The organism is Ruegeria sp. BHSB058 (genome assembly GCF_059613285.1).
Genome location: NZ_JBXWSF010000018.1, coordinates 1 through 12,043 on the forward strand (window position 1 = coordinate 1; position 12,043 = coordinate 12,043).

The window sequence follows — 12,043 nt, forward strand, 5'->3', positions numbered from 1 at the left end:
CCATCGACCTCGACCGCATCTATGTCTCGGGCTATTCCTTTGGCTCGGCCATGGCGTGGCGCTATGTCTGCCAGTCGGGCAATCACGTTGCCGCCCTGCTTGCCATCGCAGGCACGTTGAACCAGACCGAGGACTGCCCGCAGGGGCCAGCCGAGGTGCGCCATGTGCATGGCCTTGACGATACGGTGATGCGCTTTCCCTTTGGCCCCGGCGGCGACACGACCTATCCGGTAGCCCTTTGGCGGCAACGCAACGGGTGTCACGAGGCAACGCCGCAGGGTGATTGGCAGGTGGTGCCGTATTTGAAACTTTCGCGCGTGGCGTGGAATGATTGCGACGGGGGGCGGGTGACGCTTGACACTCATCCCGGCGGGCATTTCATCCCGCATGGCTGGATTGCGCGGCAACTCGACGAGTTGCTGGGATTGCCATTATCCTATCCCTAGCCAATGTCGCACCTTTCACACGGCGACCTTCATAGCTCGAACAGGAGATTCGACATGAAATCCATACTGCCCACTGTTTTGCTGATCGGCGCAACGGCGTCTGGTGTCTGGGCCAAGGATACCTATCCGCCGGTGCAGCTGCTGCTGCAAACGGAAACTTCTGTTCTGGGGGAGCCTCTGCAATATCCTGAAGGAACACCGCAGATCACGGTTGCAATCGTCACCATGCAGCCGGGGCAGAAAACCGGATTGCACCGGCATGAGGCGCCTTTGACGGGCTACATGCTGGAAGGTGAGTTGACGGTGGATTACGGCGACGCCGGCATCAGAACCTACAATCAGGGCGATGCGCTGGTCGAAGCATTCGGATCGCCACACGAAGGCACCAATACGGGCGCGGATATTGCGCGCGTTCTGGTCGTATTTTCCGGTGCGGAAGGAACGGAAAACACCGTTTCCGAATAAGCCCGGGGATGGCATCGGGTGACTTGCTGGCCTAGAACGGTTCAAACTTGGATCGGAACGGAGAAAACCGGATGGTGCCCGAATGGATTGCGGTGGATTGGGGCCAGACCCTCCAGCGGGCCTGGGCCATGCGTGGTTCGGATGTGTTGGACCGGGTTGAGCAGCAAGGTGTCGAAAAAACTGACAGAGACGCCTTGATCGATCTTGTCTTTCCTTGGTTGGGGCAGGGCACTGTTCCGGTGGTGACCTGCGGCGCGCTCGGGCCGTTGGGCCCGGCGGTTCCCTGTAAACCCTTCTCCGATGGGACTTGGGCGGTTTCGTTGGGCGACGACCGTGTGAACCTGCATATGGTGCCGGGAATACGACAGTCCACTCCGCCAGACATGATGACGGGCGACGAAACCCGCGTTGCGGGATTTCTGGCGCTCAACAAGGACTGGGACGGGGTTGTGTGTCTGACCGGACAGCAAAGTCGATGGGTGCATGTCAGTGCCGGAGAGGTTGTCAGTTTCCAGACTTTTCTCACCGGCTCTATGCTTTCGGCCCTGAAGCATGTCCCGGCCACGACTTTGGCGCTGATGACAGAGGGGTTCGACCGGCCAGCTTTCATCGCCGCGCTTGAGGATGCCATTGCCAAACCCGAACGCATTTTGGCACGCCTCTATGGCGTTCATGCTGATGGTGTCATGAACGGGTTGGAGCCCGAGGCGGCCCGCGCCCGTATTTTCGGCGCACTGATCGGGGCCGAACTGGCTGCTGCGCGCCCTTTCTGGCTGGGTCAACAATTGGCGGTGATCGGTGACGATCCTCTGGCCAGCCTGTATGTGGAAGCTCTGACGGCACAGGGCGCGCCGGCGGCACTGGCGGATGAGGCGCGCATGACGCTGCAGGGTTTGATCGAGGCCTGGCGCTTACTTGTCGTCTGACGAGACTATTTTGCGAGGGCGACCAAGTGCCTTTCGACCAGTTCCGGCAAATGGCTGCTGTGGTCATAGCGCGCAGAATGCGGCAGTTCTTCGGCAGGACGTTTGCTATAGCCTTGGGTGAATAGAAAGAACGGCACTTCGGCGCGTAGCGCGGTCTCGGCATCCACTTCGCTGTCACCGACATAAAGGTGCGGGCCGTTGGGCAAGGCATCGAATGCGGCCCAAAGGGCGGCTGGGTCGGGCTTGCGAACATTCAGGGTATCGCCTCCGACGACCACATCGAAGTATGGGGCCAACCCCAGGTCATCCAGAACCAGCCGGGCCGCGCCTTCAGGTTTGTTGGTGCAGATGCCAAGGGCGTGTCCACGGGATTTCAGCGCTTGCAAAGCGTCCCTGACGCCAGGATATAAAACGGTCATTTCGCTTGGCGCGGCTTTGTAGTGATCCAGTGTTACCTGTGTAAGCCGAGGATGAGAGGCAATATCCAAGGCGCAGTGATGGATCACCATTTTTACCAGATGAGGCAGGCCGTTCCCGGTGAAGCCAATTACCGTTGCCAGGTCAAGTGGCGCAACGCACTCTGCCTCAAGCATCCGGTTGACCGCCGCCGCGATATCCGGCGCACTGTCAATCAGGGTGCCGTCAAGGTCGAATACGATGGGTGTGGTCATGACATCTCCGGTCTTGTCAAGCCTACCAGTGACAGCGCCGCGCCAGAAAATCCACCGGAAACAGAATGTCGTCTTAGTTTTGGCTATGAGTTCAGCGGAACAAAATGATAGGCATCGCCGCTTCGATCAACATGCCCGATGCCGCCATGACTGAGATGAAACCCAATGATCCGGGTGTGCTGCGAGGCCAGCTGGTCCAGAAGTTGCACACGTGTCGCGGCGGCCATTTCCTGATCGTGGTCCGAACCGGAGTGCCAATCAGGCCGCTCGAATGCGACGTGAAAGTTAATGAGCGCATCGCCAACGATCATCAGGGATTCAGACCCACTGCGCAGTTCGAATGACATATGGCCCAGCGTATGGCCAGGGGTTGCGCGCGCAGCGACGCCAGAAAGGATCTCCTCTCCATCATCAAAAAGCTCGATGCGGTCTTCAAGCACATCCAACCGGCGTTTTGCTCCAACTGCCATGGTCTGACGTGCGGCACCGATTTCATTGACAGTATTCGGGTTCCACCAATAGTCCCATTCGGCCTTCCCCATCATGTGTCGTGCGTTGATGAAGAATGGTTCGTCAAAGTCATCCAGAGCGCCCCACAGGTGATCGGCATGACCATGGGTGAAGATAACATCCGTGATGTCTTCGGGGGTTAGGTCGATTGCACCCAGCGCCTCTGACAGCTTGCCGGCACCATCCTGAAATCCAGGGCCAGCGCCCACGTCAAACAGGATATTCCTGTTTCCGGTTTGGAGCAGCGTCACGTTGCAGGGGGGCTTTATCAGATCGCCGGTCAACCCGTATTTTTTTAGAATCGGGGCCAATTGATCCTGTGGCATGGCGTCGAAGAAAAACTCGGCCGGGACAGTCAGATGGCCGTCGCTGAGGCTGACGATCCGGGCCTGGCCCAGACTGATTTCCGTTGCGGCCCAGGTTGGTCTGGTACTCAAGGCGGTTGTGGCCGCGGTTGCTTTTAGAAATGTTCGGCGGGTCATGAGCATGATGGATCCTCCTGAACGCATAATTACATTCAATAACGTGAATAACAATAACATGATGAGATCCGATACTGGAAATCCCCGCTTGACTTACCTTACTAAAATAATCAGATTAACCCAAGAGCAGTAGCCACCCCGGAATTCGGGTCAGCCAGCAATGAAAATGGAAGCGAATGTTACTGGTATTGCCGCTGCGACGCGGACGCGCCAGCGGTTTTGTGGAACGCATTCGTGACCCGGACTCTGGAGATGACGCGATGAACGTTCAAAACCCGACACCCTCTCAAGGCTATGCTGTTCAGGTGCTACCTGCTCACAAAGCCGAAGATCTGACCGCAGGTGGAAACCTCGCCCATATTGCCTTGGGAGACCAGCTTTATACCTTGCGCATCACCCGCGCAGGCAAGCTGATCCTGACGAAATGAGCAACCAAATCTCGCGAGGTGCGGCCGCGGTTGGCCGGCTGTCCGATTTGGGTCCGATCGAAGCGAGGGTGGTCATGTATCTGCGCCGATGGAGCGATCGAGACCAAGCGAGGAGCGACGGTCAGAACTCGGATTTGACCATCTCAACCGGAAAGGATCAATCGGTGGCAGCGACGCTGGACCAGATTTGTATGCTCTGTGCACATTATGGTCGGCGTCCGCTGGTGCGGCATGAGATTGAATGCGAATGTCTCGGGGCGGACGAAAGCTGTTTCGCCCATATGGTCGGGGCTGCTTCGGAGGGGGCAAGGGAAGACGCCCTTATGGTCGCTTCGCTGATCGTAAGAGCCGATGTTGCACCGGCCCTAGTCGCTCTGTCTGAACAACTCGGGCTGGCCTTGCGGCGTGTCGCGGACACTCACTTTGAGGGTTGCCGAAACCTGTCCTGCCAAAACAGGCATCTGCATTGATGACCGGTTCTGATCAGCAACAACCGCATCCCGCGTGATGCTGGCCGTGATCGCACGCAGGGGCCGGGGTGAAGGTTCCCACCTCATCCAGAACGACGCGTAAGGCCCAAAGGATCATGTCAACGTCATCGGCCTCGACGGTCAGCGGCGGACGGATTTTCAGGATGTTGTCTTTTGGCCCTTCGCTGCCGATCAGAATCCGATGGTCCCGCATCCGGTTCTTGACGTATTTACAGATCTCGGTGCCTTCGGACCCGTCCGGGTTGATTAATTCTACGCCAAGGAACAGGCCCATTCCCCGTACATCCCCGATACAAGCGAAGTCCGCATCAATCTGGCGTAGACCGGTCATCAGGCGCTCGCCCATGAGGCGCGCGTTTTCCTGCAAGCCTTCGTCATCGACGATGTCCAGAACCTCTTTGCCGATCAGACAGGACAGGGTAGACCCGCCAAAGGTCGAAAAGAACTCGATACCGTTGTCAAAGCTTTCGGCAATTGCCTTGGTCGTGACCAGAACACCCAGCGGGTGCCCGTTGCCGATGGGTTTGCCCAACACCACGATATCTGGCAGCGCTCCTTGATGTTCAAAACCGAAGTAGAACTCACCCAACCGGCCAAGACCGGTCTGAACCTCGTCCGCGATACATACCCCACCGGCGGCGCGGATTTTCTTGTAGACAGCGGGAAGGTATCCCTTGGGTGGAATGATCTGGCCGCCGACTGACGGGAAGGTTTCGGCGATGAACCCCGCTACGCCATGGCCCTTCTCCTGCAAGGCAGCGATGGCCGGGTCGACGAGATCCGCAAATTTCTTGGCGCGCTCGGGATCGTTCCGCTTGAATGATCCGCGATAGTCATCCGCGACTTCGACCAATTCGACCCAATCCGCTTGCCCCACGCCGCCCGGCTTGTTGAACTTGTAGGCCGAGATGTCAATCGCACCGGTCGTGTTGCCGTGATAACCGTGATTGGGCGTCACCATTCCCTTGGCGCCGGTATGCGCGCGCGCCAACCGCAAGGCCAGTTCGTTGGCTTCGGTGCCGGAATTGACGAAAAAGCAAACCTCCAGGTGGTCCGGCATTTTGGACAGAACCTTTTTTGCAAATGCTGTCTGTGCCGGATGCAGATAGCGGGTGTTCGCGTTCATCCGCCTGAGTTGGTCCGCCGCGGCCGCCTGAACGCGGGGATGCGCATGCCCTACATGGGGGACATTGTTATAGGCGTCCAGATAAGGCCGTCCCCATTCGTCGAACAAGTGGTGTTTCCAGCCACGCACCAGCATGACAGGATCGTCGTAGGTCAGTGACAGGTTGCCACCGAAATGTGCTTGCCGCTCGGCCAGAACCTGGGCCTTGTCGGTCGGGCGATAAGACACCTTGTCATCAGGCAGGTTCAGCAGCGCCGCAGGGTTCGGGCAAACCGCGTGCCACAGGTCCATCTCGTCCGGATCGCCAACGCCGGGCCAGTCGTTTTCCATTCCGGCCGTGGTCAGCGCCAGCTGGAAATGCACATGCGGCGCCCAGCCGCCGTTCTGTCTGGCATCGCCGAGCTTGGCAAAGGCTGAACCCTGAGCCACCGGATCGCCCGGTTTCAAGCGGTCGCAAATCTCGGGGTCGAGATGGCCGTATAGGGTATAGAAGGCATCGCCCTGAGGCGTTTCGTGATGCAGGATTACCACTCCGCCGTAGTCGAGGTGATGATCTCGGTTTTCAACCGCTTCGACGCGCCCGCTCATCGGCGCGTAAAGGATCGTGCCAGCCGGGGCGAAAACGTCCACCGCCAAATGCACCGTGCGCCGGTCGCTGGCTTTCCACGGCCCTTTGCGGAACGCGGTATCGGCGTAGATCAGCCGGGGTTCGTTGTAATAGCCCAGCCACATATCCGTACCAAACTCTTCGCCCACGCGGGCGGCTTCTTCCAGTGGCATGTGGAACGGGTTTTGTGGCCAAAACGAATTTTCGACGGAAAGGGACCCCATCGGCGCATGTGACAAATCCTGTCCGAACAATTCCGCGAAATCGCCCCGGTGTTCCTCAAGATAGGCATGAATGCGTTCGGCCCCATCCGTCACCGGCAAGCCGCAGGCAACGCGCAGGCGCGCGGGCATCATGCCACCATTAATGGCCGTGTTTTCCAGGAACCGCCACGCTGGGGCCTGACTGATCGTCACGTATGGATCGTCGGGGTTTTCAGCGGCCATCAGTGAGGAGTTCACCACCGAAACCGCCAACCGTGTTCTGAGCAGCGGCCAGATCAGATCGACTTCGGCGGCGCTTAGCCGGTTCGCGGCGTGATATGCGCGAACCAATGCAGACAATGCTCGTTCTGGGTGCGGATGGTCCAGCACCACATAAGCCCCGGCAATCGCCACCTCACAAACTTTTGGCGCCGCACACATGTCGCCCAGATCGATCAGCCCCGAAATCGACCGACGTTCATGCAACTCGCCTTCGACCAGAACGTTATAGTCGTTTGCATCGTTGTGAATGGCCTGTTTCGGCAGATCGGCGAGTTTGCAGGAAGCCGCTTCAAAAGCTCTATATATCTCTAGAAGAATTGCTCGCCGGGACGGATCTCCAATTGTGTCGAGATGTTTGGAAATCCATCCGGCCTGCATGAGATCCCATTTGAAGCCTTCGCGCCGAAGCCCTTCGTGATCAAAGCTTGCAAGTGCTCGGTCCGTCGCGCCCAGCACGCGACCGAGTTTCAGGATCAGATCTTCGGGTTTGGGAGCGGATTTCGCATAACAACGGCCAGGCAATCTTTCCATCAACCAGACAAGCCGCGGTTTTCCGTCTTTGTCCGCGATTTCAGGAAGGCGTTTGTCGTCGAGCGCCGGTATGACGCCCGGAAAGGGCAGGCCGGGCGCATGAATACCGATATGCTCCAACGCTTTGATTTGCAGATCCACCAATTCGGCATCGCAACCCGGACGCATCACTTTCAAAACATGGTTCTGCCCATTCATGCCTTCGGCCAGAAAGTTCAGGTCAAATTCGCCGTCCAGACGGGTCAGTTTTGCCCGAATGCCCCAATGCCTGTGCAGGGCCTCGGCCCAGAATGCCGTATCGCCGCTCATCGGTTCCGGTGTCCTCTCTTCAAAACCTGATGCCTTAATCCAGCGCGCGCAGGCGCTTGATCAGTGACGAGGTATCCCAACGGCCACCGCCCAGTTTTTGCACATCCTTATAGAACTGATCGACCAAAGCGGTGACCGGAAGCGATGCCCCGGTTTCGTTGGCGGTATTCAGGCAGATGCCCAAATCCTTGCGCATCCAGTCAACCGCGAAACCGTGGTCGAAATGGTCATCCAGCATCGTCTCGTACCGGTTTGACATCTGCCAGCTCCCGGCCGCGCCCTGGCTGATCACCTCGACAACCGCACGCCCGTCCAGTCCCGCCTTTTCGGCGAAATGCAATGCCTCGCTCAGGCCTTGAACTAGCCCGGCAATGGCAATCTGGTTGCACATCTTCGTCATTTGTCCGGCCCCGCTGTCACCGATGCGGCGGCAAATCCTGGCATAGATCTGCATCACGGGCTCAGCCTGGTCAAAGGCAGCCTGATCCCCACCGCACATGATCGACAAAAGCCCGTTTTCTGCCCCGGCCTGACCACCCGAAATAGGCGCATCCACAAAGGCAATCCCTTTGGACTGACCTGCCTCGTACAGCTGGCGGGTCACTTTGGCTGATACGGTAGTGTGATCGACAAATACCGAGCCGTGGGCCATGCCATGAAACGCGCCGTTCTCACCCGTGCAAACCATGCGCAGGTCGTCGTCATTGCCGACGCAGGCCATCACGAATTCGGCTCCGCGCGCGGCCTCTTCAGGCGTCGACGCCATCGCGCCGTGGTGTTGCTCAACCCAGGCCTCGGCCTTGGCCTGTGTGCGATTGTAAACGGTGACATCGTGGCCCGCGGCTTGAAGATGCCCGGCCATGGGATAGCCCATGACGCCGAGGCCAAGGAATGCAATTTTCGCCATCTGGTGATCCTCCCGATTGCCCGGTCGCGACCATAAATCGGAGCGGCCGGGGATGCTCTGCCGAGACAAAGCAAAGCCCGGCCCAAAGGGCAACCCCGTCTGGCGTTCAGGATGGGGCAAAACTCGTTTTCCGGGTTAAAGGTGGCGCGGATCGTCCAGTTCAAGTGCGAATTTGCGCGGCATCAGGCCCGCTTGGAACCATTCGATCATTGAATAGACCGAATAGACCGGAAGACCCGTACGTTTGCGGATATCCGCAGCATACGGAACCATGTTGGTGCATTCCAGCACGATCGCGCCTGCATCCGGTTCGTTTGCAATGATCTCGTCAGCGGCATCCAGCAGGTCAAGCCTGCAGGCCTCGAAGTCGATCCGGGGGGCGTCGCCCAAGATGTCGCGTGTAAAGGCCCGCCCCCCGTCAGTGCCATAGATGGGTGTGTCCAGCGGGACTCCGGCAGCTTTCAGGTGGGCATCGGTCAAAGTCGTTTTCGAAATCGTCAGGATCACCGGCTTTCTTGTTGGCGGCAACATAGCCTGCACCATCGGAACCTGTATCAGCGACGACGTTGCGACCGGCACGCCAAGTGCTTCACGCAGTTCGTCCTGCACCAGTGCAAGAAACCCGCAATTCGTGGTAATGCCATCCGCCCCGGTAGCGACCAGATCGCGGCCTGCTTGGACAAAGGCATCCAGCAGATCCTTGGGGTTCCCGCGCACGACTTTCTCGGGTGACGCGCCGCGTACCACACGGTAGTGCACAGGAAATGGCCAGGTTGCGGCGTTGCCCATGTCACCGAGGATGCGCGGAAAGCGGGTTTCCAGCATCAGGATGCCGATTGCGGCGCCAAATACGGTCTTCCCTCCGGTATGAACAGACATGTGGACCTCAGAAATCAGGGACATAGAGTTGGGCGTAAGCGTCGCGAACGGCTTGTGTTGCGCCTTCGCGTCGGCGCTCGATATGGGCGCGCATCTGGACGGTTGCCTCATTCGCGTCGCGGGTGGCTATAGCCTTCAGAATGCGGCGATGGGCCGAGATCATGGTTTTGCTGTCTGATGCCGTTTCGCGAAGCCTGCGAAGATCGATCAGACGCAGATATCGGATGCGGTCATTAAGGTTGGCAAGCATCCGGCACAGTTCGGCATTGCCCGACAGTTGGCACAACTGACCGTGAAAGCGTTCGTCCATTGCCAAGAGCTGCTCTGGATCTGCTTCAGGGGTATAGTCAGGCGCGATGTCTTCGAGTTCCTGCATCAGTGCGGTGATCGCATGATCTGTTCCGCGCTCGCAGGCCAGGCGTACCGCTTCGACTTCAACAGCGACACGGGCCTCGTACAGGTCCATCACCAGTTCAGGCGAGAGCGAGCGGCAGAAAAAGCCGCGCCCTGAATGAAAGGTCAGAAAGCCTTCGGCCACTAGCCGGTTCAAGGCTTCGCGGATTGGTGTACGCGAGGCGTTGAGTTGGGTGGCCAATGCACTTTCATTGATGCGGGCATCCGGCTTGAAGGCGAAATCCGCCGCCATGCGCCGCAACGCTTCGTACAATCGGTCAACATTGCTTTCTGCCTTGGACATATCCGCTCCTCTTGGCGCCGAGATTAGGACGGGATTGACATGTGTGCAAGATGTAATGCAATTCTGTATACAATTTTGAACACGATTCTGCAGGGGAGTGAAATGAGCAATCAGATGAACGGCGCCGAGGCGATGATGCGGATGCTTGAGGCGCAAGGCGTGCAGCATATCTTTGGCCTTTGCGGCGACACCACGCTGCCGTTCTACGACGCCATGCTGCGGCTCGATCACAACATCACTCACGTTCTGACTCGTGATGAGCGCAGCGCGATGTATATGGCCGATGGTTATTCCCGCGTGACCGGGCGTGTCGGTGTGGCCGAGGGGCCATCGGGTGGCGGGGCGACCTATATCCTGCCAGGACTGATCGAGGCGTCTGAAAGCTCTTATGCAGTGCTCGGCATCACCACGGATATCTCGGTGGCGTCTTATGGGAAATACCCACTGACCGAGGTGAACCAGGAGGCGCTGATGGCGCCGCTGACCAAGTGGAACACGGTGATCAAACGCGCAGACCACATTCCTCGCATGGTTCGCGCGGCATTTCGGGCAATGACCACCGGGCGGTCAGGCGCGGCGCATATCGGGCTGCCTTATGACGTTCAATATGACCCTGTTGATGTGTCTGACATCTGGGCCGATGCGGCTACCGCGACCTATCCTGCTTATCCTCAGGTGCCGGCACCAGGAGCGGCTCAGGCAGCAGTCGAGGCAATTGTGTCGGCCAAGAACCCGCTGATCGTTTGCGGTGGCGGTGTTGTCATTGCGCGGGCCTGGGATGAACTTGATCGCTTGGCCACCCGGCTGGACATACCGGTTGCAACCTCGATCTCGGGGCAGGGATCATTGGCCGAAACGCATCCGAATTGTTTGGGTGTTGTCGGGTCCAATGGTGGCACCGACGAAACATGGGAAATGATGGAGGCGGCCGATCTGGTCGTGTTCATGGGCTGTCGTGCCGGCTCGACCACGACGGCTCGGTGGGAGGCGCCAAAACCCGGCACCCGGATCGTCCATTTCGACAACGACCCGATGGTGATGAATGCCAATTACCGAACCGAAGTCGCCGTAGTAGGCGATTTGCGGCTTGCGCTGGCCGAAGTCAACGCGGTGCTAGACAGGTTCGACCAGGGGGCCAAAACTTTTGGCGGTGCTGCCGCAATTGCAGAAAAGAAAAAGCGCAAATTTGAAGTATTCGAGAAACTCGCACAGTCTTCTCAGGCGCCGATCCGACCCGAACGGGTGATCGCCGCACTGATGAAGGTGTTGCCAGAGGACGCCACCGTCGTGTCCGATCCCGGCACCAGTTGTCCCTATTTCTCGGCCTACTATCAGTTGCCGAAACCTGGGCGGCATTTCATTACCAACCGGGCACATGGTGCGTTGGGGTATTCGCTTTCGGCGGCGTTGGGTGCGTGGTACGGGCGACCAACCTCGAAAACCGTGGCGCTGATGGGCGACGGGTCGTTCGGATTCACTTGCGGTGAGTTGGAAACCGTCTGCCGTGCGCGTGCGCCCATCACATATGTCGTGTTTTCGAACTCCAACTTCGGCTGGATCAAGGCCAGCCAGTTCGCGGACAAGGATGCACGGTATTACAACGTCGATTTCAACCAAACCGATCATGCAGCGATCGCAGCGGCCTATGGTGTCAAAAGTTGGCGGGTCGAGAACCCTGCCGATCTGGAAAAGGTGCTCGCCGAGGCGGTTGCACACGATGGACCGACACTGATCGACGTTGTCTGCCAAGCGCTTGAGGAAAGCAACGCCCCGGTACGACGCTGGATGGGATGATCGCCGTCTTGAAAGGACTCTGGTAGAGCCGTTCTGCTGCGAAGTGGCGGAGTCCCGAGGGTTTCACCAGTTACTCTGTCTTTATCAGTTTCGCCAATTCGGCACGGTCTTCGTCGCTCCAGGCCGAAGGGTCTTCGCCATGTGCGACCACCGCGTGAAGCTCCATCAATTTCCAGACCTCGTCCTCGGTCGCTGCAACGACTTTACCGGGGCAGGCCTCCATGCCGGGATAATCTTTGCAGGCGTATGAAAACGACTTTGACATCGTGTTCTCCTTTCGCGGGTTTGA

General features: G+C 58.4%; 13 protein-coding genes. 6 read left to right on the forward strand and 7 right to left on the reverse strand.

Annotation, left to right across the window (positions count from 1 at the left end; all coding sequences use genetic code 11):
• The 3 genes from AC2FNB_RS06840 to AC2FNB_RS06850 form a co-directional block, all read left to right on the forward strand.
• Window positions 1-446, forward strand: a 446-nt coding sequence (locus AC2FNB_RS06840) for an alpha/beta hydrolase family protein (RefSeq protein ID WP_496745284.1), incomplete at its 5' end; no start/stop codon positions are given.
• A gap of 54 nt (window positions 447-500) precedes the next feature.
• On the forward strand, window positions 501-911 hold the full coding sequence (locus tag AC2FNB_RS06845; RefSeq protein WP_480751506.1) for a cupin domain-containing protein: 411 nt from the start codon (window positions 501-503) through the stop codon (window positions 909-911).
• A 71-nt stretch (window positions 912-982) separates the two neighbouring features.
• Window positions 983-1,837 carry a 2-dehydro-3-deoxygalactonokinase gene (locus AC2FNB_RS06850; protein WP_496745286.1) on the forward strand — a complete coding sequence of 285 codons (855 nt, stop codon included), beginning with the start codon at window positions 983-985 and terminating at the stop codon, window positions 1,835-1,837.
• 5 nt (window positions 1,838-1,842) lie between these two features.
• Here AC2FNB_RS06850 and gph read toward each other — a convergent pair whose 3' ends face one another.
• Together gph and AC2FNB_RS06860 are read right to left on the reverse strand one after the other, a co-directional pair.
• Window positions 1,843-2,508 carry a phosphoglycolate phosphatase gene (gene gph, locus AC2FNB_RS06855; protein ID WP_496745288.1) on the reverse strand — a complete coding sequence of 222 codons (666 nt, stop codon included), beginning with the start codon at window positions 2,506-2,508 and terminating at the stop codon, window positions 1,843-1,845.
• A gap of 83 nt (window positions 2,509-2,591) precedes the next feature.
• On the reverse strand, window positions 2,592-3,506 hold the full coding sequence (locus AC2FNB_RS06860; RefSeq protein ID WP_496745289.1) for an MBL fold metallo-hydrolase: 915 nt from the start codon (window positions 3,504-3,506) through the stop codon (window positions 2,592-2,594).
• Between the two features lie 254 nt (window positions 3,507-3,760).
• On the opposite strand from AC2FNB_RS06860, the gene hemP reads away from it, so the two are divergent.
• Both hemP and AC2FNB_RS06870 read left to right on the forward strand, forming a co-directional pair.
• A complete protein-coding gene (gene hemP / locus AC2FNB_RS06865) occupies window positions 3,761-3,928 on the forward strand; it encodes a hemin uptake protein HemP (protein WP_480751512.1) in 168 nt (55 codons plus the stop codon).
• A complete protein-coding gene (locus AC2FNB_RS06870) occupies window positions 3,925-4,398 on the forward strand; it encodes a hypothetical protein (RefSeq protein WP_480751513.1) in 474 nt (157 codons plus the stop codon). Before hemP ends, AC2FNB_RS06870 begins: the two co-directional genes overlap by 4 nt.
• A 13-nt stretch (window positions 4,399-4,411) precedes the next feature.
• Here the strand turns inward: AC2FNB_RS06870 and AC2FNB_RS06875 are convergent, their stop codons facing one another.
• From AC2FNB_RS06875 to AC2FNB_RS06890, 4 genes are all read right to left on the reverse strand, one after another.
• Window positions 4,412-7,477 carry an aminotransferase class III-fold pyridoxal phosphate-dependent enzyme gene (locus AC2FNB_RS06875; RefSeq protein ID WP_496745292.1) on the reverse strand — a complete coding sequence of 1,022 codons (3,066 nt, stop codon included), beginning with the start codon at window positions 7,475-7,477 and terminating at the stop codon, window positions 4,412-4,414.
• A 34-nt stretch (window positions 7,478-7,511) separates the two neighbouring features.
• The gene (locus AC2FNB_RS06880; RefSeq protein WP_496745294.1) at window positions 7,512-8,384 is read right to left on the reverse strand and encodes an NAD(P)-dependent oxidoreductase; all 873 of its coding nucleotides are present in this window, start codon (window positions 8,382-8,384) and stop codon (window positions 7,512-7,514) included.
• A gap of 135 nt (window positions 8,385-8,519) precedes the next feature.
• Complete coding sequence (locus AC2FNB_RS06885) at window positions 8,520-9,263, reverse strand: aspartate/glutamate racemase family protein (protein WP_496745296.1); 744 nt, start codon at window positions 9,261-9,263, stop codon at window positions 8,520-8,522.
• Between the two features lie 7 nt (window positions 9,264-9,270).
• Window positions 9,271-9,960 carry a GntR family transcriptional regulator gene (locus AC2FNB_RS06890; RefSeq protein ID WP_480751520.1) on the reverse strand — a complete coding sequence of 230 codons (690 nt, stop codon included), beginning with the start codon at window positions 9,958-9,960 and terminating at the stop codon, window positions 9,271-9,273.
• A 102-nt stretch (window positions 9,961-10,062) separates the two neighbouring features.
• On the opposite strand from AC2FNB_RS06890, the gene AC2FNB_RS06895 reads away from it, so the two are divergent.
• Complete coding sequence (locus AC2FNB_RS06895; RefSeq protein WP_496745298.1) at window positions 10,063-11,754, forward strand: thiamine pyrophosphate-binding protein; 1,692 nt, start codon at window positions 10,063-10,065, stop codon at window positions 11,752-11,754.
• Between the two features lie 70 nt (window positions 11,755-11,824).
• Here the strand turns inward: AC2FNB_RS06895 and AC2FNB_RS06900 are convergent, their stop codons facing one another.
• Complete coding sequence (locus AC2FNB_RS06900) at window positions 11,825-12,019, reverse strand: DUF1059 domain-containing protein (protein ID WP_496745300.1); 195 nt, start codon at window positions 12,017-12,019, stop codon at window positions 11,825-11,827.
• Window positions 12,020-12,043: the final 24 nt, after the last annotated feature.

What these genes read in the sequence shown, in the direction of transcription:
- AC2FNB_RS06890 (WP_480751520.1), bottom strand. Translation starts at nt 9,960, where the DNA reads ATGTCCAAGGCAGAAAGCAATGTTGACCGATTGTACGAAGCGTTGCGG.
- AC2FNB_RS06845 (WP_480751506.1), top strand. Translation starts at nt 501, where the DNA reads ATGAAATCCATACTGCCCACTGTTTTGCTGATCGGCGCAACGGCGTCT.
- hemP (WP_480751512.1), top strand. Translation starts at nt 3,761, where the DNA reads ATGAACGTTCAAAACCCGACACCCTCTCAAGGCTATGCTGTTCAGGTG.
- AC2FNB_RS06850 (WP_496745286.1), top strand. Translation starts at nt 983, where the DNA reads ATGGTGCCCGAATGGATTGCGGTGGATTGGGGCCAGACCCTCCAGCGG.
- AC2FNB_RS06885 (WP_496745296.1), bottom strand. Translation starts at nt 9,263, where the DNA reads ATGTCTGTTCATACCGGAGGGAAGACCGTATTTGGCGCCGCAATCGGC.
- AC2FNB_RS06900 (WP_496745300.1), bottom strand. Translation starts at nt 12,019, where the DNA reads ATGTCAAAGTCGTTTTCATACGCCTGCAAAGATTATCCCGGCATGGAG.
- gph (WP_496745288.1), bottom strand. Translation starts at nt 2,508, where the DNA reads ATGACCACACCCATCGTATTCGACCTTGACGGCACCCTGATTGACAGT.
- AC2FNB_RS06870 (WP_480751513.1), top strand. Translation starts at nt 3,925, where the DNA reads ATGAGCAACCAAATCTCGCGAGGTGCGGCCGCGGTTGGCCGGCTGTCC.
- AC2FNB_RS06880 (WP_496745294.1), bottom strand. Translation starts at nt 8,384, where the DNA reads ATGGCGAAAATTGCATTCCTTGGCCTCGGCGTCATGGGCTATCCCATG.
- AC2FNB_RS06875 (WP_496745292.1), bottom strand. Translation starts at nt 7,477, where the DNA reads ATGAGCGGCGATACGGCATTCTGGGCCGAGGCCCTGCACAGGCATTGG.
- AC2FNB_RS06860 (WP_496745289.1), bottom strand. Translation starts at nt 3,506, where the DNA reads ATGCTCATGACCCGCCGAACATTTCTAAAAGCAACCGCGGCCACAACC.
- AC2FNB_RS06895 (WP_496745298.1), top strand. Translation starts at nt 10,063, where the DNA reads ATGAGCAATCAGATGAACGGCGCCGAGGCGATGATGCGGATGCTTGAG.